22 protein-coding genes are annotated in these 25872 nt (G+C 71.2%); 7 read left to right on the top strand and 15 right to left on the bottom strand.

Annotated features, from left to right (window positions below; all coding sequences use genetic code 11):
* Nucleotides 1-2: 2 nt before the first annotated feature.
* The 4 genes from AC4BGC_RS18095 to AC4BGC_RS18080 form a co-directional block, all read right to left on the bottom strand.
* A complete protein-coding gene (locus tag AC4BGC_RS18095; RefSeq protein WP_490557007.1) occupies nucleotides 3-1055 on the bottom strand; it encodes an AbrB family transcriptional regulator in 1053 nt (350 codons plus the stop codon).
* Nucleotides 1056-1062: 7 nt separating this feature from the next.
* Nucleotides 1063-3753, bottom strand: coding sequence for a phosphoenolpyruvate carboxylase (gene ppc, locus AC4BGC_RS18090; protein ID WP_490557006.1), 2691 nt, complete (start codon nucleotides 3751-3753; stop codon nucleotides 1063-1065).
* A gap of 219 nt (nucleotides 3754-3972) precedes the next feature.
* Nucleotides 3973-6303, bottom strand: coding sequence for an endopeptidase La (gene lon / locus AC4BGC_RS18085; protein ID WP_490557005.1), 2331 nt, complete (start codon nucleotides 6301-6303; stop codon nucleotides 3973-3975).
* Nucleotides 6304-6454: 151 nt separating this feature from the next.
* On the bottom strand, nucleotides 6455-6958 hold the full coding sequence (locus AC4BGC_RS18080; RefSeq protein WP_490547020.1) for a MarR family winged helix-turn-helix transcriptional regulator: 504 nt from the start codon (nucleotides 6956-6958) through the stop codon (nucleotides 6455-6457).
* Between the two features lie 153 nt (nucleotides 6959-7111).
* On the opposite strand from AC4BGC_RS18080, the gene AC4BGC_RS18075 reads away from it, so the two are divergent.
* Entirely contained in the window at nucleotides 7112-7768 is a 657-nt protein-coding gene (locus AC4BGC_RS18075; protein WP_490557004.1) for an FMN-dependent NADH-azoreductase, read from the top strand.
* Between the two features lie 6 nt (nucleotides 7769-7774).
* Here AC4BGC_RS18075 and AC4BGC_RS18070 read toward each other — a convergent pair whose 3' ends face one another.
* On the bottom strand, nucleotides 7775-8425 hold the full coding sequence (locus AC4BGC_RS18070; protein WP_490557003.1) for an HAD family hydrolase: 651 nt from the start codon (nucleotides 8423-8425) through the stop codon (nucleotides 7775-7777).
* A 103-nt stretch (nucleotides 8426-8528) separates the two neighbouring features.
* Here AC4BGC_RS18070 and AC4BGC_RS18065 point away from each other — a divergent pair, with 103 nt between their 5' ends.
* Nucleotides 8529-10178, top strand: coding sequence for an amidohydrolase (locus AC4BGC_RS18065; protein ID WP_490557002.1), 1650 nt, complete (start codon nucleotides 8529-8531; stop codon nucleotides 10176-10178).
* Nucleotides 10179-10220: 42 nt separating this feature from the next.
* Here AC4BGC_RS18065 and AC4BGC_RS18060 read toward each other — a convergent pair whose 3' ends face one another.
* The 8 genes from AC4BGC_RS18060 to AC4BGC_RS18025 form a co-directional block, all read right to left on the bottom strand.
* The gene (locus AC4BGC_RS18060) at nucleotides 10221-11207 is read right to left on the bottom strand and encodes an LLM class F420-dependent oxidoreductase (protein WP_490547024.1); all 987 of its coding nucleotides are present in this window, start codon (nucleotides 11205-11207) and stop codon (nucleotides 10221-10223) included.
* Nucleotides 11208-11254: 47 nt separating this feature from the next.
* On the bottom strand, nucleotides 11255-11926 hold the full coding sequence (locus AC4BGC_RS18055; RefSeq protein WP_490557001.1) for an HAD family hydrolase: 672 nt from the start codon (nucleotides 11924-11926) through the stop codon (nucleotides 11255-11257).
* A 45-nt stretch (nucleotides 11927-11971) separates the two neighbouring features.
* On the bottom strand, nucleotides 11972-12949 hold the full coding sequence (locus AC4BGC_RS18050) for an NADPH:quinone oxidoreductase family protein (RefSeq protein WP_490557000.1): 978 nt from the start codon (nucleotides 12947-12949) through the stop codon (nucleotides 11972-11974).
* A gap of 140 nt (nucleotides 12950-13089) precedes the next feature.
* Nucleotides 13090-14310: a M15 family metallopeptidase gene (locus tag AC4BGC_RS18045; RefSeq protein ID WP_490556999.1), complete on the bottom strand. Its 1221-nt coding sequence runs from the start codon at nucleotides 14308-14310 to the stop codon at nucleotides 13090-13092.
* A gap of 61 nt (nucleotides 14311-14371) precedes the next feature.
* Nucleotides 14372-14953, bottom strand: coding sequence for a TetR/AcrR family transcriptional regulator (locus AC4BGC_RS18040; RefSeq protein WP_490556998.1), 582 nt, complete (start codon nucleotides 14951-14953; stop codon nucleotides 14372-14374).
* A gap of 66 nt (nucleotides 14954-15019) precedes the next feature.
* A complete protein-coding gene (locus tag AC4BGC_RS18035) occupies nucleotides 15020-15211 on the bottom strand; it encodes a ferredoxin (RefSeq protein WP_490547033.1) in 192 nt (63 codons plus the stop codon).
* Nucleotides 15208-16671, bottom strand: a complete 1464-nt coding sequence (locus tag AC4BGC_RS18030; RefSeq protein WP_490556997.1) for a fatty acid desaturase — start codon at nucleotides 16669-16671, stop codon at nucleotides 15208-15210. Before AC4BGC_RS18030 ends, AC4BGC_RS18035 begins: the two co-directional genes overlap by 4 nt.
* Before the next feature lie 137 nt (nucleotides 16672-16808).
* On the bottom strand, nucleotides 16809-17582 hold the full coding sequence (locus tag AC4BGC_RS18025; protein ID WP_490547035.1) for a hypothetical protein: 774 nt from the start codon (nucleotides 17580-17582) through the stop codon (nucleotides 16809-16811).
* Nucleotides 17583-17693: 111 nt separating this feature from the next.
* Here AC4BGC_RS18025 and AC4BGC_RS18020 point away from each other — a divergent pair, with 111 nt between their 5' ends.
* Together AC4BGC_RS18020 and ppgK are read left to right on the top strand one after the other, a co-directional pair.
* Nucleotides 17694-19379 (top strand): sulfatase family protein, encoded by a 1686-nt coding sequence (locus AC4BGC_RS18020; protein WP_490556996.1) that lies wholly within the window; start codon nucleotides 17694-17696, stop codon nucleotides 19377-19379.
* Nucleotides 19380-19388: 9 nt separating this feature from the next.
* The gene (ppgK, locus tag AC4BGC_RS18015; RefSeq protein ID WP_490556995.1) at nucleotides 19389-20138 is read left to right on the top strand and encodes a polyphosphate--glucose phosphotransferase; all 750 of its coding nucleotides are present in this window, start codon (nucleotides 19389-19391) and stop codon (nucleotides 20136-20138) included.
* Nucleotides 20139-20147: 9 nt separating this feature from the next.
* On the opposite strand, the gene mgrA is transcribed toward ppgK, so the two are convergent.
* A complete protein-coding gene (gene mgrA, locus AC4BGC_RS18010; protein WP_490556994.1) occupies nucleotides 20148-21182 on the bottom strand; it encodes an L-glyceraldehyde 3-phosphate reductase in 1035 nt (344 codons plus the stop codon).
* A 36-nt stretch (nucleotides 21183-21218) separates the two neighbouring features.
* Here mgrA and AC4BGC_RS18005 point away from each other — a divergent pair, with 36 nt between their 5' ends.
* Entirely contained in the window at nucleotides 21219-22400 is a 1182-nt protein-coding gene (locus AC4BGC_RS18005) for an acyl-CoA dehydrogenase family protein (protein ID WP_490556993.1), read from the top strand.
* Nucleotides 22397-23314: an oxidoreductase gene (locus AC4BGC_RS18000; protein ID WP_490556992.1), complete on the top strand. Its 918-nt coding sequence runs from the start codon at nucleotides 22397-22399 to the stop codon at nucleotides 23312-23314. The genes AC4BGC_RS18005 and AC4BGC_RS18000 overlap by 4 nt, the downstream gene beginning before the upstream one ends.
* On the opposite strand, the gene AC4BGC_RS17995 is transcribed toward AC4BGC_RS18000, so the two are convergent.
* Nucleotides 23304-25361, bottom strand: a complete 2058-nt coding sequence (locus AC4BGC_RS17995) for an acyltransferase family protein (protein WP_490556991.1) — start codon at nucleotides 25359-25361, stop codon at nucleotides 23304-23306. The two genes, AC4BGC_RS18000 and AC4BGC_RS17995, sit on opposite strands and share 11 nt — an antisense overlap.
* A gap of 70 nt (nucleotides 25362-25431) precedes the next feature.
* On the opposite strand from AC4BGC_RS17995, the gene AC4BGC_RS17990 reads away from it, so the two are divergent.
* Nucleotides 25432-25872 (top strand): pyridoxamine 5'-phosphate oxidase family protein, encoded by a 441-nt coding sequence (locus AC4BGC_RS17990; RefSeq protein ID WP_490556990.1) that lies wholly within the window; start codon nucleotides 25432-25434, stop codon nucleotides 25870-25872.

Genomic DNA, 25872 nt, shown 5'->3' with positions numbered 1-25872 from the left:
GCCTAGGGCCGCGACTGCAGGCGGCGGGCGAGGAACGGCACGAGCAGCAGGATGAACACCAGCCGGAACAGCTGTACCGCCATCACGTAGGTGACGTCGGCCCCGCTGTCGGCAGCGGTGGCCAGTACGGCGAACAGGCCACCCGGCGTCGTCGCGAGGTACGCCGTCAACCCGTCGACGGGAGTCAGCCAGGCCAGCAGCGCGCCCATGCCTCCGGTGAGGGCGATCATCGCCACGATGATGGCCAGCACCAGCGGCAGCATCCGGGTGATCGAGGCGAGGCTGGCGCGGGTGAACCGCAGCCCCACCTGGATCCCGATCAGGGCGTAGCCGACCCACTGGACGGGGACCGGCACCGAGACGTCCCCGAACCAGCCCGACGAGGCCAGCGCCGCAGCGAGGACAAGGGGTGCCAGCAGCGTCGAGGTGCCGAACGGCACGACGCGGGCGAGCACCAGCCCGCCCACGAGCGTCACTGCAACGAAGAGGAGCTGCGCCGGCAACGGTGCGTCGCCCGGCTCGAAGCTGCCCTGTCCGCCCTTCGGGTCGAAGACGACGGTCGTCACCAGCGGCAGCGTCAGCAGCACGAGGAGCACCCGGAGGTACTGCACCACGGTCACCACCCGGTCGTCGGCGCCGAGGTCGTTGGCGATCGCGACCACCCCGGACGCTCCTCCGGCGATCAGCGCGAAGGTGCCGGTGACCGGGGTGACGTCGTCGCGCAGGGCCAGGATCCTCCCGGCCACCAGGCTGATCACGACGGTGCCGATCGTGATCGCCACGATCGGCAGCAGCGCGCTGCCCATCGCGGCCAGGGACGAGAGGCTGACCAGGGAGCCGATGGTGACGCCGATGATGCCCTGGCCGACGCGGTAGGCCAGCCGCGGCACCCGCAGCGGCGTACGGGAGGTGAGCGCGTGCGCCATCCCGCCGAGCAGCGAGGCGAACAGCACCGCTGAGGGCAGGTGCAGCAGGCTGAAGGCCACGCCGAGGAGCACCGTCACGCCGACGACCACGAGGGCCGCGACGAGCTGGCTGCGAGGTCGCCTGGTCACCGCCGGGTCAGCCGGTGTTGCGCATCCCGGCCGCGATCCCGTTGATCGTCAGCAGCAGCGCCCGCTCGAGCTCGGGGTCCTCCTCGTCGTTCGCGCGACGCCGCTCCAGCAGCTGGACCTGCAGCAGGTGCAGCGGCTCGAGGTAGTTCTCGCGCACCTCGAGGGTCTGGCGCAGCACCGGCTCGCGGTCCAGGAGCGCGGAGTCGCCGGTGACCGCGAGCACCTGGGCGACCGTGAGCTCGAACTCCTCGCGGACGATGTCGAGGATGCCGTGGGTGTGCTCCGGGGCCAGGGCGGTCACGTAGCGCTCGGAGATGTCGAGGTCGGCCTTGGCCAGCGTCATCGCGACGTTGTCCAGGAAGGTCCGGAAGAACGGCCAGTGCTCGTACATCTCGCGCAGGTCGTCGCGGTGCTCCTCGACCGCGGCCAGGCCCGATCCGACGCCGAACCAGCCGGGCACGATCTGGCGCGACTGGGTCCAGCCGAACACCCACGGGATCGCGCGCAGCCCGTCGAGGCCGCCGTCCTGCTGCGGGCGGCGCGAGGGCCGCGACCCGATGTGCAGCGAGCCGAGCAGGTCGACCGGGGTGCAGGCCAGGAAGTACTCCGGCAGCTCGGGGCGCTCGACGAGGTCGCAGTAGCGGCGGTGCGCATGCTCCGAGACCTGGTCCATCAGCTCGTCCCAGCGGCTCGCCTGCTCCGGCGTACGACGGTCGGTGCGGTGGAGCAGGCTGGCCTCCAGGGTCCCGGCGACCAGCAGCTCGAGGTTCTCGCGCGCCAGGACGGGCAGGGCGTACTTGTCGCTGATCACCTCGCCCTGCTCGGTGAGCTTCACCTCGCCCTCGACGGTGCCGAAGGGCAGCGCCATGATCGCGTCGTACGTCGGGCCGCCACCGCGTCCCACCGAGCCGCCGCGGCCGTGGAAGAACCGCAGCCGGACCCCGTGCCTGGCGGCCACGTCGCGGGCCGTGCGCTGGGCCCGCTGGATCTGCCACTGCGAGGTGGCGATGCCGCCGGACTTGTTGGAGTCGGAGTAGCCGAGCATGACCTCCTGCACGTCGCCGCGGGCCGCCACGAGCTTGCGGTACGACGGGTCGCTGAGCAGGCCGTCCAGGATCGGCTCCGCGCGCTCGAGCTCCTGGACGGTCTCCAGCAGCGGGACGAACCCGATCCGGGCCGTGCCCTCGGCGAGGTCGACCAGCCCGGCCTCGCGGGCGAGCAGCACCGCGGCCAGCACGTCGTCGACGTCCATGGTCATCGAGATGATGTAGCTCTCGATGGCCCGCTCCCCCAGTGCGTCCAGGCACTCCCCCACGACCGCGAAGATCTCCGCGGTCTGCTGCCCGTCCTCGTCGATCGGCGGCGGCTGGTGCGACAGCGGCCGGTGCACGGTGAGCTCCTTGCTGAGCAGCTCGCGGCGTTCGGCGCGGTCGAGCTCGGCGTAGGGCTTCTCCAGGGTGCCGAGCCGGTCGATGAGCTGGCCGACCGCGTGGTGGTGCTTGTCCGCGTGCTCGCGCACGTCGAGGGTCGCCAGGGTGAGACCGGACGCCGCGACGGTGCGCACCAGCCGGCGCAGGTCCCCGCCGGCGATCAGCGGGCCCTGGTACTTCTCCACCGAGCCGTGCAGCAGGAGGAGGTCGTCCATCAGCTCGGTGTCGTCGCGGTAGTCGCGGCCGGGCCGGTGCGGCTCGCCCTGGCGGACACGCACGTCGGTCAGCTGCAGCCGCAGGTCCACGCAGGTCAGGAACAGCCGGTAGGGCTCCTCGATGTTGAGCCGGCGGTAGCGCGGCTCCACCTCCGGGAGCCGCTCGAGCATCTCGTCGGTGCGGTCGCGCAGGTCCTGGGCGACCTCGGAGAGCCGCTCGCTGACCGAGAGCGTCCGTCGGAGGTCGTTGATCTTGCGCCGGATCACGGTGATGCCGTGAGAGGCCTGCAGCCGGAGGACCTCACGGGTCATCGCCGGGGTCACGTTGGGGTTGCCGTCGCGGTCGCCACCCATCCAGGTGCCGAACCGCAGCGGGCTGGTGGTCAGCGGCAGCTCGACGTCCCACGGGGCGAGGTTCTCCTCGAGCTCCTCGAGCACGTCGAGGACGGCGGCGGAGTTCAGGCCCTCGAGGTAGTAGATGCCGTTGCGCGCCTCGTCGATCACCTCGGGTCGCTCCACCCGCAGCTCGTCGGTCTGCCAGAGCAGGTCCACGGCCGCCTCGAGGCGGGTGGTCCGGCGGGCCGTGTCCGGCTCCTCGAGCAGGGCGGCGACCGCGCGGAGCTTGTCGAGCGTCGTACGCCGCTGGACCTCGGTGGGGTGCGCGGTGAACACCGACCGGACCGCGACGTTCGAGACGGCCTCGGCGACGTCGGAGGCCTCGATCCCGCTCTCGCGGACGCGGGCGAGCGCCCCGCTGAGCGGACCGCCGTCCTCGGCGCGGGCGTCGAGCAGCGCGCGACCGCGGTGCTCCTGCTCGGTGACGTTCGCGAGGTGGAAGTACGCCGTGAACGCGCGCGCCAGCGTCGTCGCGGTGGCCACGTCGAGCTCGGGCAGGGACAGCGTGTCGTCCTTCGCCGCCTTGCGCACGCTCTCGACGAGGTCGAGCAGGTCCTGGCCGTGGGTGCGGGTCAGGGTGTTGCCCAGCATCGAGGTCACGATCCGGATGTCGCGGCGCAGCGGGGCTTCGGCGGACTGGGGCAGGTGCTCGGACATGAGGGCCTCAGCAGAGGTCGGACGGCCGGACGGACCATGGCACGTCGGGGGACAGGAGAGCCGGCATCTTCGGCGGCCCCTGCAACGAACCTAGGGGAGTACGCCGCCCGGCGCACGTCCAGGGGTCCACGGCGAGCTGCTTGTAACGCGGGGTTTACGTTGCCGGATGCTCTCCCGGGAGGGCACCCAGCAACGCGAACCCAGCGTCACCCCCCGCGCTCAGGCAGCGGTGGCCGTCGCGACCGGAGCCTGCTCCAGCGCCGAGGCGACGACGTCGAGCACGTCGCCGACGAGGTGCACGGTCACGTCCGCGAGCACATCGGCGGGCACCTCGTCCAGGTCGGGCTCGTTGCGGGCCGGCAGGAACACCTCGGTGAGCCCGTTGCGCTGGGCCGCGAGCAGCTTCTGCTTGGCGCCGCCGATCGGCAGCACCCGCCCGTTCAGCGTGACCTCGCCGGTCATCCCGACCTCGCCGCGCACCGGGCGGCCGGTCAGCAGCGAGGTCAGCGCGGTCACCATGGTCACGCCCGCCGACGGCCCGTCCTTGGGTACGGCGCCCGCCGGCACGTGCACGTGGATCGTCCGCTCCAGCGACGCGGGGTCGATCCCGAGCCGCTCGGCGTGCGAGCGCACGAACGAGAGCGCGATCTGCGCCGACTCCTTCATCACGTCCCCGAGCTGACCGGTGAGCTTGAGCTCGGCCGGCCCCGCGCTGGCGCTGGCCTCGATGAACAGGACGTCACCGCCCAGCCCGGTCACGGCCAAACCGGTCGCGACACCGGGCACCGAGGTGCGCTCGTGGGACTCCGGCTCGAACCGCGGCCGGCCCAGGAACTCCTTGAGATCCGCACGGTCGATCTCGAGCTTCGCCTCGGGATCCGTGGCCAGCCGGGTCGCCGCCTTGCGCAGCAGCTTGGCCAGGAACCGCTCCATCTGGCGTACGCCGGCCTCGCGGGTGTAGTTCGCCGCGAGCTCGCGCAGCGCCTCGTCGCTGACCGTGACCTCCTCGGAGGTGACCGCGGCCCGCTCGAGCTGGCGGGGCAGCAGGAAGTCACGGGCGATCGCGACCTTGTCGTCCTCGGTGTAGCCGTCGAGGGTGACCAGCTCCATCCGGTCCAGCAGCGCCGAGGGGATCTGCTCCACCACGTTGGCGGTCGCGATGAACAGCACGTCGGACAGGTCCAGGTCGAGCTCGAGGTAGTGGTCGCGGAACGTGTGGTTCTGAGCCGGGTCGAGCACCTCGAGCAGGGCGGCCGCGGGGTCGCCGCGGTAGTCGGCGCCCACCTTGTCGATCTCGTCGAGCAGGACGACCGGGTTCATCGAGCCGGCCTCCTTGATCGCCCGGACGATCCGGCCGGGCAGTGCGCCGACGTACGTCCTGCGGTGTCCCCTGATCTCGGCCTCGTCGCGGACGCCGCCGAGGGCGACGCGGACGAACTTGCGGCCCAGGGCGCGGGCGACGCTCTCACCGAGGGAGGTCTTGCCCACTCCGGGAGGCCCGGCGAGCAGCACCACGGCACCCGAGCCGCGTCCACCGACGACCTGGAGGCCGCGCTCGGCGCGGCGGGCACGCACCGCGAGGTACTCCACGATCCGCTCCTTGACCTCGTCGAGGCCGTGGTGGTCAGCGTCGAGCACCGCCTGCGCGGCGGCGAGGTCCACGCTGTCCTCGGTGGTCACGCCCCACGGCAGCTCCAGCACCGTGTCGAGCCAGGTGCGGATCCACGCGGCCTCGGGGTTCTGGTCGCTGGAGCGCTCCAGCTTGTCGACCTCGCGCAGCATCGCCTCGCGCACCGTGTCGGGCACCTCGGCCTGCTCCACGCGGGCGCGGTAGTCCTCGGAGCCCTCGGGCTCACCCTCGCCGAGCTCCTTGCGGATCGCGGCGAGCTGCTGGCGCAGCAGGAACTCGCGCTGGCTCTTCTCCATCCCCTCGCGGACGTCCTCACCGATCTTGTCGGTGACCTCCACCTCGGCGAGGTAGTCCGAGGTCCAGCCGATCAGCGTGGTCAGCCGCTCCTCCACGTCGGGAGTCTCGAGCAGCTGCTGCTTGCGCTCGGTGGAGAGGTACGGCGCGTACCCGGCCGCGTCGGCCAGCATCGCTGGGTCGTCCATCTGGTTCACCGAGTCGATCACCTGCCAGGCGTCGCGGCGCGTGAGCACGGCGACGACGAGGCGCTTGTACTCCTCGGCCAGCGTGTGCGCCCGCGGGGTCTCGTGCTCCTCGACGGGCTCGACCTCGACCCACAGCGCGGCGCCCGGACCGGTCACCCCGCTGCCGATGCGCCCGCGGCGCTCGGCCTTCAGCACCGCAGCAGGGGCACCGCCGCTGAACCGGCCGACGCGCTCGACGGTCGCGATCACGCCGTACGACGCGTAGCGACCCTCCAGACGGGGGGCGACGAGCAGACGGCCGTCCTCGCTGCTGCCGGCGGCGTCGATCGCCGCCTGGGAGGACTCGTCGAGCTGGATGGGGACGACCATGCCGGGCAGCACGACGAGGTCGGCGACGAAGAGAACGGGGAGGCTGGTAGCGAGAGACAAGGTCCGCACCTTTCAGAATTGAGCGATGCTGGCTCAACCCTGGCGGCGTCGGTGATGTTCCGCACAGACGCGCCGTTCACCGTTGGCGAACGGGGCTTTCAGATGCGACGGGTCGACGGGCTCTGGGGTTGCAGATGTGACGTCTCGGCGGGTCCTGGGGTCAGCAGATGGCCGGCGGGTCGCCGCAGGGGTCGACGTCGACGTCCACCGGGCCGGCGGAGGCCACCCGGATCAGCAGGTCGCGGAACAGGGCAGCGTCCTCGTCACCGAGGCCACCGAGGAGGGAGCGCTCGATGTGGTCGATCCGGCCGGAGGCGGCGGCCAGGGTCTTCTCCCCCTGGTCGGTGAGCACCACCTGACGGGCGCGGCGATCCGCCGGGTCGGGTCGACGGGTCACCAGTCCGGCCTTCTCGAGGTCGTCGATCAGGTAGGTCATCACGGTCCGGTCGAGGCCGAGCTGCTCGGCGATCCGGGCCTGGTTCGTGCAGGCGGTCGTCGCCGCGATCGAGAGCACCTGGTAGCCCCGGGGGCCGCCGGGCAGGTCGTCGACCACGGTGCCGGCGTTGCGCAGGTAGGTGCGCCACACCGCGCCCAGGGCACGGCCGAAGTCGACGGGCAGGGCGTCTGCCTGCGTCTTCTTCTGCTCCCGGGTGTCCTCGGCCATGCCGCGAGTGTAGCCGTAAGTGTTCAGTGGTGGCGAGCATCACAGAAACAGATGATCGGGAAGTTAGATGATCCGTGTGTAATACTATAGAAGTCAGAGCAGGTCGGAAGAAACGACCGCCCACCGCCGTACGAGCACCACGAGGAGCCCCCCATGAGCACGATCTTCAGGCTGGACGCCAGCATCCGTCAGGACGGCTCGGTGACCCGCGCGGTCGCCGACACCCTCGAGCAAACCGTCGTGGACGAGCTCGGCGGCGCCGGGGTCATCCGGCGCGACGTCGGCACCACTCCCCTGGACGGCTCCCTGTGGCAGACGGCGGCCTTCGCCGGCTACACCCCGGAGGAGTCGCGCACCGAGGCGCAGCGCACCGCGCTGGCGGCCAGCGCCCAGCTCGCCGACGAGATCGAGCAGGCGGACGCGCTGATCTTCGCGGTCCCGATGTACAACTTCGGGGTCTCCCAGCACTTCAAGACCTGGTGGGACCTCGTCGCCACCGACCCCCGCTTCGGCCCCGGCACCACCACGCTCGCCGGTCGGCCGGCCTTCCTGGTGACCGCGCGCGGCGGCGGGTACGGCGAGGGCACCCCCCGCGCCGGCTGGGACCACGCCACCGGATGGATGCGCCGCGTGCTCGCCGACGTGTGGGGCCTGGACCTCGACGTGATCGAGACCGAGCTGACCCTGGCCGAGGTCACCCCGGCGATGGCCGAGCTGCGCGACCTGGCTCGCGCTCAGCTCGCCGAGTCGCACGAGGCCGCCCGGCGCGGTGCCCGCTCGGTGACGCTGCGCCTGGGCTCCGCAGCCTGAGCAGCCCTAGCGGCCGGGGTGCCCGTCCAGGAAGGCGAGCACGTCGGCCGGGGTGGTAGCCGTGGGGGCGTCGAGGGTGGGGTCGTAGAGGTGGCCCCAGCCGGCGGCGACGGGTACGGCCCCGGCAGCCTGGGCGGCGCCCACGTCGAGCGGTGAGTCGCCGACGTAGAGGCAGCGGGCCACCTCCACCCCGAGTGCCGCGGCGGCGGCGATCACCCCGTCCGGAGCCGGCTTCGGGCGCGGGACCTCGTCGCCGCCGATGACCACGTCGAAGTAGTCGCGCAGCTCCACCGCTCCCAGCAGGATCGCGGCGGCGCGGGCGCTGTTCCCGGTGAACACCGCCAGGGGTACGCCGCGCTCGCGCAGCTGCGAGAGCGCCTCCGGGATCCCGTCGTGGACCATCACTCCCGACGCGTTCTCCGCCAGGACCGAGTGGAACTCGTCGGCGTCCGCCGGCACGCCCTCGCGCTCCAGCATCCGCCCGATGATCAGGTGCGGGGGCCCCAGGTGGTAGAGCGCGACCACGCTCTCCCGGTCGCGCGGCTGGCCGCCGAGCCTGCGGACCGTCTCGATGATCGCGTCCGGGACCACTGCGGCCGACTCCACCAGGGTCCCGTCCATGTCCCAGATGACGCCCGCGCGTGAAGGTGTGTGCACGGGCCCACCCCATCACCCCTCCCGGTGGGGGCTCACGGCGGCGCCTGCCGGGGCGCGCGGGAACGGCGCGCGAGACCAGCCGCCGCGGAGCACAATGCTGCGCATGACCACCACCGCGTTCCGCAACGGCACCGTCTTCGACGGGCACCACTACCGCGGGGCGGTCGGTACCGTGCTGGTCGAGGACGGCCGGATCACCGCGGTCGGCCCGGAGAAGGACCCGGCCAACGGCCCGGTGGATCTCCCGCCCGGCACCGAGGTGGTCGACCTCGACGGCGGCCTGCTGAGCCCCGGCTTCGTGGACGCCCACGTGCACGCGGTGCAGGGCGGGCTCGAGCGGAACCGGTGCGACCTGACCGCAGGGACCACCCGGGAGGACTACCTCGCCACGATCAAGGAGTACGCCGAGACCCACCCCGACGCCGGCTGGATCCTCGGCGGTGGCTGGGCGATGGCCGCCTTCCCCGGCGGCACGCCACGAGCGGAGGACCTGGACGCCGTCGTGAGCGACCGGCCGGTGTTCCTGCCCAACCGGGACCACCACGGCGCCTGGGTGAACACCCGCGCGCTCGAGCTCGCCGGGATCACCCGCGAGACTCCCGACCCGCCGCACGGCCGCTTCGAGCGCGACCCCGACGGCCGGCCGACCGGCACGCTCCACGAGGGGGCGATGGCGGCCGTGGCTCGGCACACCCCGCAGACCACGGCCGAGGACTACTACCGCGCGCTGACGACGGGCCAGGCCTACCTGCACTCGCTGGGGGTCACCGGCTGGCAGGACGCGATCGTCGGCGCCTACGCGGGGATGGACGACCCGGGACCGACGTACCTCGGCGCAGCCCGGCGCGGCGACCTCACCGCCCACGTCGTCGGGGCGCTGTGGTGGGACCGCGAACGCGGCGAGGAGCAGATCGACTCACTGATCGCTCGCCGTGCGGAGTACACCCACGGCCGGTTCCGCGCCACCAGCATCAAGGTGATGCAGGACGGCGTCGCGGAGAACGGGACGGCGGCGCTGACCGCGCCCTACCTGGACCGCTGCGGCCACGCGACGGCCAACACCGGGCATTCCTTCGTCGACCCGGAGGCACTGAAGCGGTACGTCGCCCTGCTGGACGCCAGCGACTTCCAGGTGCACGTGCACGGGATCGGCGACCGCGGGGTCCGTGAGGCCCTGGACGCGTTCGCCGCGGTCACGGGCAGCGGACGCGACAACCGGCACCACATCGCGCACCTGCAGCTGGTGCACCCCGACGACGTACGCCGCTTCGCCGAGCTCGGGGTGGCCGCGAACCTGCAGGCGCTGTGGGCCTGCCTGGACGAGCAGATGGCCGACCTGACGCTGCCCTTCCTGGGCGCGGAGCGGGCCACCTGGCAGTACCCGTTCGGTGGCCTGCACCGCACCGGTGCCCGGCTGGTCGCCGGCAGCGACTGGCCGGTGAGCACCCCGAACCCGCTCGAGGCGATCCACGTCGCCGTGAACCGCTGGGCCCACGGCGAGGCGCGTCCCTCGGGCACCGAGCCGTTCCTGCCCGAGCAGGCGCTCGACCTGCAGACGGCCTTCGCGGCGTACACCAGCGGCTCGGCCTGGGTGAACCACCGCGACGACGCCGGCACGATCGCAGTGGGTCAGGTCGCCGACCTGGTCGTGCTCGACCGGGACCCGTTCACCGGGGACCCCGCCGGGATCGGCGCCACGCAGGTGGTCTCCACCTGGGTGGACGGCGTCCGCGTGCACGGCGACGCCGGCTGAGGGCCTGCGCGGAGCGCGCCGCGTCAGGTCGTCAGGGCAGCGTCACGACGACGCGGAGCGCAGCTTCTCCAGCAGGGGTCCGGCGACCTCGGCGAGGAACTGCTCCTGGGTCTCGCCGCCGATCTGCACCAGTGCGACATCGGTGTGCCCGGCCTCCCAGAACGGCCGGACGCTCTCCACGATCGCGTCGAGGTCGGGACCGCACGGGATCGACTCGGCGACGTCCTCGGGGCGGACGTACTGCGTGGCTCCGGCGAACCCCGCCGTGGTGGGCAGGTCCGCGTTCACGCTCCAGCCACCGGCGAACCAGCGGAACTGGTCGTGCGCGCGCTCCACGGCCGTGTCCTTGTCGGGGTCCCAGCAGATCGGGATCTGGCCCACGGCCCGGGCGCGCTCCCCGATCTTCGGGGCCCCCTCGGTCGCGTTCCAGTCCGAGATCAGGTCTGCGTTCGGCTCGGTGGCGATCAGGTGGTCGGCCAGAGGCGCGAGCTCATTGACCGCGCGCTCACCGCCTACCGCGACGGCGAGCTCCACGCCCTCGTCGGGGAGGTCCCAGACGCGCGCGGAATCGACCTGGAAGTACTCGCCGCGGTAGTCGATCAGCTCCCCGGTGTGCAGCTCGCGGATGATCTCCAGCGCCTCGCGCAACATCGCCTGCCGGTCCTGGACCGCGGGCCACCCCTGGCCGACGACGTGCTCGTTGAGGTTCTCCCCGCTGCCCAGTCCCAGGGTGAACCGCCCCTGCGCCAGCAGCTGCACCGTCGCGGCCTTCTGGGCCACGATCGCCGGGTGGTAGCGCACGGTCGGGCAGGTCACGTAGGTCATCAGCCCCACCCGCTCGGTGGCGTGGGCCACGGCGCCGAGCACCGACCAGGCGTACGGCGCGTGCCCCTGGGCCGAGAGCCACGGGAAGTAGTGGTCGCTCATCACCTCGAAGTCGAAGCCCGCCCCCTCGGCGCGGACGGCGTGGTCCACCAGCTCGCGCGGGCCGGCCTGCTCGGTCATCAGGGTGTAGCCGAAGTTCGTCATGGCCGGACGAGTACCCGCCCGAGCACCGAGCGATGCATCCGAACGCCTCAGGACTCGGTGAGGTACTGCTCCCAGTCGAGCTCCAGCAGGTCCTCGGGCGCGTCGACCACCAGCACCGCGCCGGCCTCGACGAGCTCGGCCTCGCTGTAGCCACCCGAGCGCAGGCCGATGCACTTCAACCCGGCGCGCTCGGAGGACTCCACGTCGTACGGCGTGTCCCCGATCATCACCGCCCGGCGGGTGCCGAGCGCCTCGAGGGTGACCTCGATCAGGTCCGGCTCGGGCTTGGAGGCGTCCACGTCACCGGAGGTCTTGAGCACCGTGACGTCGTCGCGGATGTCGAGGTCGTCGAGCGCCTCCTCGGCGAACGCCGGGTCGCCGGAGGAGGCCAGGGCGACCAGGTGGCCATCGGCGACCAGCTTCTTGACGAGGTCGGCGGAGCCGGGGAGCGGGAAGACCTCGGCCTTGATCTTGAGGTACTCGTCCTTCCAGGCGTCGCGCAGCGTGTCACCGAGGCGGTCCTCCACGTCCTGGCCGGCCACGTCGGCGACGAGCTTGTCCCCGCCCATCCCGATGGTCCGGTGGATCCGCCACAGCGGCAGGATGATCTCGTTGCGGTCGAAGGCGCGCTGCCAGGCGATGGCGTGGTGGTAGGTCGAGTCGACGAGGGTGCCGTCGATGTCGAAGATGACCGCGGACTTCTCGGATTCGTTGCTCACGGGCTGTCCCATACCCCGATCAGCGACGGCCCAACACGACCTCGATCACTTGAAGGTGACGACCGACTTGCCCAGCGTCTTGCGGTCCTCCATGTCCTGCAGCGCGGCCCCGAACTCCTCGACGGGGTAGGTCCGCCCGATCGGCGGGTCGATCACGCCGGACTCGATCATCGGCACCAGCTCGGCCCACTGCTCGCGCATGAAGCCGGGGCGGGCCATCGCGTAGGCGCCCCAGCCGACCCCGCGGACGTCGACGTTGTTGAGCAGCAGCCGGTTGGCCTTGACGACCGGGATGCCACCGCCGGCGAACCCGACGACGAGCAGTCGGCCCTGCGGGGCCAGGGAGCGCAGCGAGTCGGTGAACAGGTCGCCGCCGACGACGTCCATCACCACGTCGACACCTGCACCGTCGGTCAGCTGCTTCACGGAGTCACGGAACCCGTCGACCAGGACGACCTCGTCGGCCCCGGCCTGCTTGGCGATCTCGGCCTTCTCCTCGGTGGAGACGACGCCGATCGTGCGTGCGCCGTACCCCTTGGCGACCTGGATGGTCGCGGTGCCGACCCCGCCGGCGGCGCCGTGCACCAGCACGGTCTCGCCCTTCTTGAGGTGACCGCGCTCGGCGAGCGCGAACTGCGCGGTGAGGTAGTTCATCGGGATCGCGGCGCCCTGGGCGAAGCTCAGCGAGTCCGGCAGCGGGAACACGCTGTCCGCACCGAGCCCGACCACCTCGGCGGCCCCGCCGTTGCCGAGCACGGCCGCGACCCGGTCACCCTCGGCGAACCCGGAACCCTCCGGCGCGGACCGTACGACGCCCGCGAAGTCGACCCCGATCGTGAACGGCAGCTCCGGCTTGAGCTGGTACTCCCCCTTGCTCAGCAGCAGGTCGGGGAACGAGATCCCGACCGCGTGCACCTCGACGAGCACCTGCGGACCGAACGGTCCCTCGGCAGTGGGTTCGTCGATCTCCTCGATCGTGATCGCGGAGGGGCCATCTGTACGGGTTACCTGGACTGCTCGCATGCAGGCAGGCTAGTGGGTCGGCAGTTTCCCAGGTTATGAACCCATGTTGCCTCTTCACACACGGTGTGAGGTGTGTGAAGAGGCAGTTCGGGTTCGTAACCTGGGAAACCAACCAACCGACCAACCGAACCGAGCCCCGGTCAGCGCTTCAGCTCGGCGAGCTCGAAGTGCATCGGGTCGGTGTAGTTCCAGTCGCCGCCCCAGGCGAAGCCCCAGCGCTTGAAGATGGCGACCACGCCGCGGTCGATGTCTCCGGGGATGCCGCGGTAGTTCGTGGAGGCGTTCAGGTCGATCGCGGTGCCGTAGGTGTGGAAGCTCAGGCCCCTGGCCGGGTTCTTGGCGATGAACCGCGGGACGTAGCAGCCGTCGTAGGTCTTGATCTTGTCGGCGCGCTTGAGGGCCACGATCTCGTTGAGCGCCCCGCGCAGCTGGGGCAGCATCACCCGGTGGCCGGTGACCTTGCCGATGATCGGCATCATCTCGGTGCGGATGTTGGCGTTCACCCAGGCGGCCTCAGGTACGACGGTGCCGTCGGGGTTCGCCCGATAGCTGAAGGAGCCCACCGCCTCGGCCACCGAGCCTCCGGTGAGGACGGCCGTCCGGACGGCGCTGAGGTCGGGGTTCTGCGCCAGGATCTCGATCTGGGCGTCTTGCCCGGCGTACTTCTTCAGCTCCTTGAGCACGCTGGCCGGGGAGGCCGAACCGAGCGCGACGATCATCGAGTTGTCCTTGGTCATGTTCAACTTCTCGGCCCACCGGTGGTTCAGCACGGCGTCGATGCGGGAGCTCCCCAGGCTGTGCAGCACCTTCGCGTACGCACCGATGTGCACCGTCTCCGCGGCGGCCTCGTTGCTGACCCGCATGTAGCCGTCCTTCTGGCCCAGCAGCTTCCCGAGCTCCGGCTCCACGGCGATCTCACCGCCGGCCACGCGGTCCCACACCTCCTGGTTCTGGGCGGTGAGCGGCGCCGCGAACCGCCGGAACGTGCCCGGGTCCACCGCCGCGTAGGTGACCTGGTTCTGCTCCACGTAGAACTGGCCCATCGAGATCGGCTCCACCGCCTCGACGCCCTTGATCGTCTTGACCTGCGCGATGGTGTCCTTGTCGAGGGTCTTCTGGCTGAAGACCAGCACGTCGGAGGACAGCAGCCGCTCCTTCAGCTTCCCGGGAGCGTCGATCACCACGTCGTCGGGCACCGGCTGGGGCGACGGCGCCGCAGCATCCGTGCCGGCACCGGACTCGGCAGTCCTGCCCGGGGACTTCGCCGGGTCGGGATCGCTGCCGGACGGGCTCCCGCACGCAGTCGCGAGCAGCAGTACGCCGCAGGCGCACGCGCGTGCCCACCTCGACCACCCAGTCATGACCCCTGCTCCCACCGGCCCTCTGCGCCGGACAACGCGCGATCCTATCGGCCCGGCAACCTCAGGCGGAGAGAATCCGCTCGGCGATCCAGGCGATGGTCTCGGCCGTCTCGGCAGGTGTCGCCGTCGGCTGCATCACGTGGCTGAGCACCAGGCGCACCACCATCTCGATGAGCACCTCGAGCCGCTGCTCGTCGAGCGCCACGTCATAGCTGGTCACGTGGGCACGGATCATCTCGCCGGCCGCGCCGAGGAGCGGCTCGGAGTTGGTCGTCAGCAGCGGGAGCAGCTCACTGTCCGCGCCCTGGCTGCTGCTGAGGATGGCGTGGAGCAGCGGGTCCGTGCTGGCCAGCTCGAGCACCTGGAAGGCCGCGGCCTCGATCGCGCGGACCAGGTCGTCGGGGTGCTCGCGGAACCCGGAGTCGACCAGCTCGAGGAACAGCTCCAGCTCGCGCAGCACCATCGCCTCGGCGAGCTGCGGCTTGCCCCCGAGCTCGTTGTAGACGGTCTGACGGCTGACGCCGACCAGGTCGGCCAGCTTGGCCATGGTGAGCTCACCCCAGCCGTGCTCGGCGGTGAACCGCGCGGCCGCGCTGAGCAGCCGGTCACGATTGGTGACCGGGGGCGAGGTCAGCGGGCTCATGGTGACCAGCGTAGGTGGCCTGGCCAGTGCCGGTCGCAGGTCCTGCAACACCGCCATGGCGGCTGCCTACCCGTCCAGTCTCAGGGCCAGCACGGGGCACGCCTCCACGGCGGCGTGCACCTTGGCGCGCTCGGACTCCGGCGGGGACTCCTCGAGCACGGTCATCACGTCGTCGTCGTCGAGCTCGAAGAACTCGTGGGCCATCGCCTCGCACATGCCGAGGCCCTCGCACGCGTCCCGGTCGACCACGATCCTCACGAGAGCAGTCCGCTCTGCAGCTGCGACTCAACCGGGACGAAGTCGACCTTCTCACGTACGCCGCAGTCGGGGCAGCACCAGTCGTCGGGGATGTCCTTCCAGGCCGTGCCCGCGGCGAAGCCCTCGTGCTCGTCGCCGTGTGCGACCTCGTAGACGTACTCGCACCCGGGGCACCGGGCAGCCAGGACCTCGTCCGCCGCAGCAGCCGCTGCCGCCTCGGCGTAGAGCCGCTCCTGCTCGGCGCGACGTGCTTCCTCCACGCCGTACTTCGCGAACACCTTGTCCCGCTTGCGGGGGCTGATGTTGGCGCGGGAGATGTCGCCGCCGAAGTGAGCCACGACGCGGGGGTCCATCACCCGTCGCCAGAGCGGGGGCACCAGGGCCAGCACGATCATCCCGGCGTACCCGGTCGGCAGCACCGGCGACTCCTCGAAGTCACGCAGCGCCTGGTAGCGCCGGGTCGGGTTGGCGTGGTGGTCGCTGTGGCGCTGCAGGTGGTAGAGCAGCACGTTGGTGGCGATGTTGTTGGAGTTCCAGCTGTGGCTGGGGTCCACCCGCTCGTAGCGCTGACGCTCGGGGGTGCCGACCTTCTGGCGCAGCATCCCGTAGTGCTCCATGTAGTTCACGACCTCGAGCAGCGAGAAGCCGACGATCGCCTGGACGATCAGGTAGGGCAGGATCCCGATGCCGAGCACGGCGATCATCACGCCGAACAGCACCGCCGACATCAGCCAGGCGTTGAGCACGTCGTTGCCGATCTGGAACGGGTGCTTGTTCTTGCGGGCGTAGCGCTTCTTCTCCAGACCCCAGGCGCTGCGCAGCGAACCCCCGACCGTGCGCGGCCAGAACTGGTAGAAGTTCTCGCCGAACCGGCTGCTGGCCGGGTCCTCGGGGGTCGCGACCCGCACGTGGTGGCCGCGGTTGTGCTCGATGTAGAAGTGGCCGTAGAAGCTCTGGGCCAGCGCGATCTTGGACAGCCACCGCTCATGGCTCTCCTTCTTGTGACCGAGCTCGTGGGCGGTGTTGATGCCGATGCCGCCGATGCAGCCGATCGAGACCGCGATCCCGAGCTTGCCGAAGGTGGAGAGCTCCTCGACCCCGATCCACTCCGGCTTCGCGATCCACACGAAGGCCGCCACGAACCCGGCGTACTGGATCGGCAGGTAGAGGTAGGTGATCCACCGGTAGTACTTGTCGTTCTCGAGCCGGTCGATCACGTCGTCCGGCGGGTTGGAGCGGTCGAGACCGGCGAACAGGTCGATGGCCGGCACGATGCCCAGGATCAGGATGGGGCCGACCCACAGCCACACGTCCCAACCGGTGAGCCCGTGGCCGGCGAAGGCGACCACCGCCAGGGAGGGCACCACCAGACCGATCAGCCACAGGTAGCGCTTCTTGTCGGTCCACTGCGCGCTCGAACCTTGCGGGACCGTCGAGTTCGCGATCGTGTCGGACGCCATGGCGCCTCCTCAAGTCTGCTTTACATTTGGGCGATCGGTGTCAACCGCTTGGACAAGACCGTAGGGGATGTCAAGCGACTTGACAAGACCTTGCCGAATGTAAAGTGATCACCGGGTCGAGCGGGGACGTTCCGGGCTCACCCGCGCGCGATCGTCGGGGTGAAGCACAACGTGCCCCGCACCTGCGTGGAGTCGCGGATGTCGGCACGGATCCGGTGCCCGGCGGTGTCCACCGCCAGCCGGAGGCCGTCCTCGAGGTCCAGCACCGCCCGTCCGGCCCGGGCGTCGCGCACCCGTCCGCGGGCGACGTACGTCGATCCGTGCACCCGCTCCAGCCCGCTGAGCGGCAACCCGGGCAGGAGGTCGTCCTCGGCGACGAGGTGCAGCGCACCCGAGACCCGCTCACCCACCCGCAGCCGGCCCGCCCACGCCTCGGGTGCCGACACGGTCAGCGTCCTGCCGTTGGCCGACAGGCTCACCAGCCCGGCGTCGACCCCGACCACCTCGTGCCGGGACCAGCGGCGCCAGCGCCTCCAGAGCAGGACCAGCCCCACGGCGAAGACCGCGTCGGAGCCCAGGGCCACCACGGCGAACACCGAGCTGCGCACCTCGCCGACCGGACGGTTCTTCGACGGCTGGCCGGGCACCACCCGCACCAGCAGCCGGTCGGTCTCCCGGGACTGGGCGTAGGTGGTCTCGTCGACCCGGGCCGAGTAGGCGACCCGGTCGGGGTCCAGCGCCCTCGGCAGCCGGTAGCTGACGAACCGGCTCCCGTCGAGGTCCTTCGCCTCGAGGAGGTCGGCCTCCACGTCCCGGCCCGAGCGCGAGATCGACCGCTCCGTGAGCGTCTGGTGCACGAACGGGAGGTTGACGAGAAACAGTGTCACCAGGCCGACCACGACACGTCTCACGAGCGCAGGTTACCGACCCCGCGGTCCGATAGCGTGCGCGCGACCACCAGCCGGTCCAGGGCACTGACCTGCGCCTAAGGCGGTCTGCGACCACGTCTGCCAGGAGGACCCATGGAGCTCGGCTCCCGACGTGCAGGGCGTTCCGGACGGGGTTGGCAGCTGAAGCGTCCGCATGCCGGGATGCTCGCGACCGCGCTCGTCCTCGGCACCCTCGCCGCCCTGCCCCAGGTCGCCCGGGAGGACGCCGGAGCGGCGACGGTCGGGCGGCCCAACGTCGTGGTGGTGATGACGGACGACATGCGCTGGGACGAGCTCCAGTTCGCGCCCAACGTCAACCGGCACGTGATCAGCCGTGGCGTGAGCTTTGCGAACTCCTTCTCCCCGCTCCCGCTGTGCTGCCCCGCCCGATCCTCCTTCCTGCTCGGCCAGTACGCGCACAACCACAAGGTGCTGACCGTGACCGCGCCGTACGGCTTCGGGGCCGTCGACGACCGCCGCACCCTCGCCACGGCGATGCAGCAACGCGGCTACAACACCGCTCTGGTCGGCAAGTACCTCAACGGCTACGGGCAGATGCGCTCGCGGGTGACCGGCGGGCCCTCCCGGCTCTACAAGCCCGCGGGGTGGACCGACTGGATGGCCAGCCTGGAGACGAAGTGGCCCCGCGGCTCGCGCTACTCCGGCGGCACCTACCGCTACCTGAACTTCACCCAGAACATCAACCGTCGCGTGGTGATGCACCGCGGGAAGTACTCCTCGAACGTGATCGGCGCGCAGGCCCGGGCGCTGGTCACCAAGTACCACAAGAGCTCCAAGCCCTTCTTCCTCTGGCTGACGCCGGTCGCACCGCACCACGGTGGACCGAAGGAGCCGCGGGACCCGCGCAGCTACCGCAAGGCGAACGGGATCGTGCAGAACTTCCCCACGCCGTACACCCCGAAGTGGGTCCGGGGGAAGTTCGACCGCGTCATCACCCACAGTCCCGGGGTCCCGCTGCGCCGCGCGGCGGAGCCCGACATGAGGGACAAGCCCACCTACTTCAGCCGGCTGCTGGAGAACACCCCGACCGAGAAGACCCGGTTGCGCGACGTCCAGCGGCAGCGGGCCGAGGCGATCTACGCCTGGGACGTCCAGTTCGGAAAGCTGGTCAAGCGACTGCGCGAGACGCGCGAGTACAACAACACGGTCTTCATGTTCACCTCCGACAACGGCTACTACCTCGGCGAGCACCGCGCCCCGCCCGGGAAGACGGTGCACCACGAGGTCTCCAGCCGGGTGCCGCTCGTGGCCGCCGGGCCCGGGATCAGGCCGGGCATCCGCTACAGCCCGGCGATGACTCACGACCTGACCCCCACGATCCTCGCGATCGCCGGCGCCACGCCCCTGCCCCGGATGGACGGCCTCAGCCTGTGGCCGGTGATGACCGGGGCCGACCGGGCCTGGAGCCGGCCGGTGCTGCTCGAGGCGCTGTTCGAGATGCGGCGCAGCAGCCCCGGCTTCCCCGCCGACCTGAGCGAGTTCGTCGTGCGCACCGCCCGCTACAAGTACGCCCGCTACTCCAGCGGCGAGGAGGAGCTCTACGACCTCGCCACGGATCCCAACGAGCTGTACGGCCTGCAGCGGAACCCGGCGTACGCGCAGGTCAAGGCGATGATGATCGCCGAGTGGAAGCGCTACCTCGGCTGCCGCGGCGCCTCGTGCAACGCACCGCTCCCCGCCAACCTGCAGGTCGACGTCCCCGCCCTGCGGACGCTGCACCGCGACGCCGTACGAGCGAAGAACGCCTACTACAACTAGATTGAACAGATGGCGGACCCGATCGGCATCGACTTCGGTGGCAGCGGCATCAAGGCCGCGCCGGTCGACCTGGCCACCGGTGAGTTCTCGGCCGAGCGCGAGCGCATCGAGACGCCCGAGAAGTCGACGCCCGAGGCCGTGGCCAAGGTGATGGCCAAACTGCTGCACAAGTTCCCCGGGCACGACTCCCCGGTCGGCGTCACGATCCCGGGCGTCGTACGCCGCGGCGGAGTGGTGGGGTCCGCGGCCAACATCGACAAGAGCTGGATCGGCACCGACGCGGACGACCTGCTCAGCGAGACCCTGGGCCGCGAGGTCCACGTGATCAACGACGCCGACGCCGCAGGGCTCGCGGAGTCCCGCTACGGCGTCGCCCGCGGCCGGCGCGGCCTGGTCATCGTCACCACGCTCGGCACCGGCATCGGCTCCGCGCTGCTGTACGACGGCGTGCTCGTGCCCAACTCCGAGCTCGGCCACCTCGAGATCGAGGGCCACGACGCCGAGTCCAGGGCGGCCAACTCAGCGCGCAAGGAGGAGGGCCTGTCCTGGTCGGACTGGGCCCGGCGGCTCACGACGTACTACCGCACTCTGGAGATGCTGTTCTCCCCCGACCTGATCGTGGTCGGTGGCGGGGTGAGCAAGCACGGCCGGGAGTTCATCCCGATGATCGAGGTCGACACCGAGATCATCTCCGCCACGCTGCGCAACAGCGCCGGCATCGTCGGCGCCGCCGCTCTCGCCGCCGACATGCAGTCCTGACCCCGGCGATCAGGCCGTCGTCGAGCTCGCCCACAGGTTGATGCCGGCGTCGACCGCGTGCTGGTCGATCGCCGCGAGCTCCTCGTCGCTCAGCGGCGGTCCTTCGAGGGCGTCGAGGTTGGTGTCGAGCTGCTCCACCGAGGAGGCGCCGATCACCGCCGAGGTCACCCGCGGGTCGCGCAGCGCCCACTGCAACGCGAGCTGGGCCAGCTTCTGGCCGCGGCCCGCGGCGATCTCGTTGAGCTGCCGCACGTGGTTCAGCGTCGCCTCGTCGAGGTGGTCCTCGGCGATGGTGCTGCCGCTGCGGGCCGCCCGCGAGTCAGCCGGGACGCCGTCGAGGTAGCGGTCGGTGAGCAGCCCCTGGGCCAGCGCGGTGAACACGATGCAGCCCATCCCCTGCTCCTCGAGCTCGTCGAGCAGGTCCTCCTCGATCCACCGGTTCAGCATCGAGTACGACGGCTGGTGGATCAGCAACGGCGTGCCGAGCTCGCGCGCGATCACGGCGGCCTCCCTGGTCCTCGCGGCGCTGTAGGAGGAGATGCCGGCGTACAGCGCCCGGCCCGAGCGCACCGCCGTGTCGAGGGCCTGCATCGTCTCCTCGACCGGGGTGTGCGGGTCGAACCGGTGGCTGTAGAAGATGTCCACGTAGTCCAGCCCCAGCCGTCCCAGGGACTGGTCGAGCGAGGCGAGCATGTACTTGCGCGACCCGCCGCCCTGCCCGTAGGGGCCGGGCCACATGTCGTAGCCGGCCTTCGTGGAGACCACCAGCTCGTCGCGCAGGTGCAAGAAGTCGGTGCGCAGGAACTTCCCGAAGTTCTCTTCCGCGCGGCCGTAGGGCGGGCCGTAGTTGTTGGCGAGGTCGAAGTGCGTGACCCCGCGGTCGAAGGCGCGCCGCAGGATGGCGCGCTGGGTCTCCTCGGGGCGGTCCTCGCCGAAGTTCTGCCACAGGCCCAGGGACAGCGCGGGCAGCTGCAGGCCGCTCCGGCCGCAGTAGCGGTACTGATCCCCGTCGTATCGGTCAACGGACGGCTCGTAGTCACCCATCGGGCCATTGTGCAGGGTCCAACTAGGGTGTCGAACATGCCGGCAACCCGTGTGCTCCCGTCCGAGGAGGCCACCGCCCTGGTCGAGCTGGTGCGCGAGATCAGCGAGCGCGACCTCCTCCCCGCCGTCGCCCGGGCGGAGGAGACCGAGACCTTCCCGCGCGAGACGTTCCTCACCCTGGGCCGCGCCGGACTGCTCGGCCTGCCCTACCCGGAGGAGTACGGCGGCGGTGGGCAGCCCTACGAGGTCTACCTCCAGGTGGTCGAGGAGATCGCGACCGTGTGGGCCAGCGTCGGGGTCGGCGTCTCGGTGCACGCCCTGTCCTGCTTCGGCCTGGCCACCGCCGGAACCGAGGAGCAGCGGAAGGCGTGGCTGCCCGAGATGCTGGGCGGGGAGCTGCTCGGCGCGTACTGCCTCTCCGAGGCGCACGCCGGCTCGGACCCCTCCGCGATGAGGACCTTCGCCCGGCGCGACGGCGACGAGTACGTGATCAACGGCGCCAAGGCGTGGACCACCCATGGCGGCCACGCCGACTTCTACAAGGTGATGGCCCGGACCTCCGAGGACCGCAACGGGATCTCCTGCTTCCTGGTGCCCGCGGACACCGAGGGACTGGTCGCCGACCCGCCGGAGCGCAAGATGGGCCTGACCGGCTCGGCCACGGCGACGATGCGCTTCGAGGACGTGCGCGTGCCCGCCGAGCGGCTCCTCGGCAAGGAGGGTGACGGCCTCAAGATCGCCCTGGCCGGCCTGGACTCCGGACGCCTCGGGATCGCGGCCGTCGCGGTCGGCCTCGGGCAGGCGGCGCTGGACCACGCCGTGGCCTACGCGGGTGAGCGGGAGCAGTTCGGCCGGCCGATCATCGACTTCCAGGGCCTGGCGTTCCTGCTCGCCGACATGGAGGCCGCGGTGCAGGGCGCCCGGGCGATGATGCTGCACGCGGCCCGGCTCAAGGACCGGGGGCTGCCGTTCTCCCGGGAGGCCTCGATCGCCAAGCTCACCGCCACCGACGCGGCGATGAAGGTGACCACCGACGCCGTGCAGGTGCTCGGCGGCTACGGCTACACCCGCGACTTCCCGGTCGAGCGGTTCATGCGCGAGGCCAAGGTGACCCAGATCTTCGAGGGCACCAACCAGATCCAGCGACTGGTGATCAGCCGCTCGCTCACCAAGGACCGCTCCGGTCGCCTGCACACCGATTCCCAGGAGGAACGATGAGCCCCGCACCCGCCGGCTTCACCGCCAAGGACCTGCCCGACCTGACCGGGACCCGCGCCCTGGTCACCGGCGCGAACTCCGGCATCGGCTTCCACGCCGCCCGCGCGCTCGCTGATCACGGCGCCGAGGTCGTGCTCGCCTGCCGCAAGACCGAATCGGGCCGCGAGGCCGCGATCAAGATGCCCGGTGTCACCACCGTCGAGGAGCTCGACCTCGCCTCCCAGAAGTCGATCCAGCGGTTCGTGGACCGGTTCGAGGGGCCGCTGGACCTGCTGGTGAACAACGCCGGCGTGATGACGCCCCCGAAGTACCGCGAGACCGAGGACGGCCACGAGCTGCAGTTCGGCACCAACCACCTCGGCCACTTCGCGCTCACCGGGCTGCTGCTCCCCTCCCTGCTGGCCGCCCCCGCCCCGCGCGTGGTCACGGTGGCCTCGATCGCCCACCACCGCGGCGACGAGTCCGTGCTCGAGGGCAACCCCCGTGCGTCGTACGAGCCCCAGCGCACCTACGGCAACAGCAAGCTGGCGAACCTGCTGTTCACCCACGAGCTGCACCGCCGCGCCACCGAGGCCGGTTCCAGGCTCACCGCCGTCGCGTGCCACCCCGGCGTCTCCGCGACCAACCTCGTCGGGTCCCCCGACGGCATGGGCGCCAACCCCGTCGTCCGCAGGCTGAGCCCGCTGCTGCTGCCGCTGGTGCTGCAGTCCTCGACCGCGGGCGCCAACCCCACGCTGTACGCCGCGACGCTCGCCGAGCCGGACAGCTACACCGGCCCGACCTGGCTGATGGAGAGCCGCGGGCGGCTGGGCGCGGCCAAGCAGAGCCGGCACGCCCGCAACGCCGAGCTCGCGCGCGAGCTGTGGGACCTCTCCGAGACCAAGACCGGCGTGTCCTACGAGTTCACCGCTTGAGCGCGCCCGTGGCCACCAGGGCGCGGTAGAGGTACGGCGCGAGCGTGCGGGCGTAGGTCGCGGTGATGTGGTGGTTGTCGGCGTAGACGTTGACCCCGCCGATCACCACCGGGCACGTCCGGGCGTCGCAGTAGAACGACGTCAGGTCGACCAGCTCGGTCCTCGGCGTCTGCTGCACGGCCCCGGCGAGCGAGCTGAACACCTGGTCGTGGGCCTGCACCCGGTCCAGGGCGCACTTCATGTTCGCCTCTGCTGCCGACACCTCGGCCAGGCAGAAGTTGGGGTTCAGCCTGGGACGGCGCTTCTGCGGGTTGTCGCGCACCGCGACCACGGGCACTCCCTGATCGGTGACCCGCTTCCAGGCGTCGCGCAGCCCCTGGACCCGGGCGGTGTGGCTGCCCCGCATCGTGGTCTCCCTCAGCGAGGTCAGCACGAGGTCGTAGTCGGTGGCCCGGTCGTCGAGGTGCTTGGTCAGCGCGGCCCGGAAGGTGCGGCAGGAGTCCGCGGTCAGCGAGTTTGGGAAGACCGGGTGGCTCGTCCAGGGGCAGTCCCCGAGGACGAACAGCTCCACGGTGATCCGCTTCGCCTCGACCAGACGGTCCAGGGCCGCCATCAGCACCCCTGCGTGGGAGTCGCCGACCAGCGCGACGTGGGGTACGCCGGGACGGGGCTTGCCGAAGCTGCAGGGGTCGAACTTCCCCTTGCGGAACTCGTCGAAGCACTCCTGGTACGGCGGACGGTCGTCCCGCGCGGTAGCGGGTGAGGGGATGACCTGTCCCACCTCCTCCGGGCACCCCTTGGCCCGGGGATCACGGGCCGCGGCACCGAAGCACGGCCCCGCGTCGTCGGCCAGCTGCTGGGCGACCCGGAGCGTCTCCGCCTCCTCGGCGGCCACCTGCTCGCGCGGCACGACGCACAGCGCCGTGAGCAGCAGGGCGCCCGCCGCGGCGTACCCGAAGGTGACGCCACTGCGGGCGAGGCCCAGGCGACGGGCGGCGCGGACCGGATCCTCCACCCAACGCTTGGTGATCGCGGACAGCCCGATCGTGGCCATCAGGACGGAGAGCTTGTCGATGGTCCGGAGCGGGTGGTCGGTGAGGTAGGGAAGCAGGATGATCAGGGGCCAGTGCCACAGGTAGACGGCGTAGCTGATGTCCCCGACGTAGCGCGCCGGAGCCTGGACCAGGAGCCGCGAGGGCGACCAGGCGACCTTCGGGTCCTCCACCCAGATCAGGACGACCGAGGCCACCACCACCCACACCGCCGCCGTCCCCGGCATCGGGGTCTTGTCGTCGAGGACCAGGGAGCTCACCAGCAGGGCCACCAGGGCCACCCAGCCCGCCAACGCGCGTGCCGCGTCCGGCAGCTTCGAGGCCGCGGCCGGGGCGAAGGCCAGCAGGGCACCGGCCCCGAACTCCCAGGCCCGGGCCGGGGTGACGAAGTAGGCCTGCGCCGGGTTGGCCGCGGTGATCCACAGGGAGAACGCGAGCGAGGCGCCCGTGGTCAGGGCCAGGACGGCGAGCACGCTGCGGCGCGCGGAGGCCACGCCGGCGCCGCGTCGCGCGCGGCGTCGGGCCAGCCACAGCCCGCCGAGCACCAGCAGCGGCCACAGCAGGTAGAACTGCTCCTCGGCCGAGAGGGTCCAGTAGTGCTGGGCCGGCGAGGGGGCGTCCTCCGAGGCGAGGTAGTCGACCGAGTTCAGCGCCAGCTGCCAGTTCTCGACATAGAGAGCCGCGGCCAGGATCTCGCCGAAGAACTGCTCCCAGAGCAGGCGCGGCACCAGCACGAGCACCCCGAGGGCGGTGACCACGAGGACGACGTACGCCGCGGGAAGCAGTCGCCGGATCCGCCGGGCCCAGAACCTGGCGAGGCTGACCGAGCCGTCGCGCTCCACCTCACGCAGGAGGTGCGCGGTGATCAGGAACCCGCTGATCACGAAGAAGACGTCGACACCGACGTATCCACCGGGCACCCGGTTGGGCCACAGGTGGAACAGGACGACCAGGAGCACGGCGACCGCCCGAAGGCCCTGAATCTCCTGGCGCACCGCCTGAGCCTACAAAAGGCCGGGACCTTCGGCCCTCCCGCCCTTGCGGAGCGTGTCGGACAATCTGGGCATGGAGCCACCGGTCGAGCTGTCCTACGCGAAGTGTCGAGAGCTGTTGGGCGGTGGTGTGTTCGGTCGCGTCGCGGTGTGTACGCCGGCAGGTCCACGCATCCTGCCGGTGAACTACAGCGTGGTCGGCGAGGCAGTGGTCTTCCGGACCTCGGCCACCGGCGTCGTCGCGACCCACGACTGGCACGCGACGATCGCCTTCGAGGTCGACTACGTCGACTACTCCGACCACAAGGGGTGGAGCGTGGTGGCCCTCGGCAAGGCCGAGCCGATCGAGGAGGCCGACGAGCTGGCAGCGGTCCAGCGCACCTGGGACCCGCGGCCGTGGGCGGGCGGGGACCGCTCGCTCTACGTCCGCCTCCGGTGGGAGGAGCTCAGCGGCAGGCGCCTGGGTCAGGGGTGGACCCACGACAACGAGATGCCCGTCCGACGCACCCTGTGA

This window comes from Nocardioides sp. Z38_18 (genome assembly GCF_058215695.1).
The sequence above is the reverse complement of the archived record's forward strand: the minus strand, read 5'-3'. Positions and strand labels throughout refer to the sequence as shown.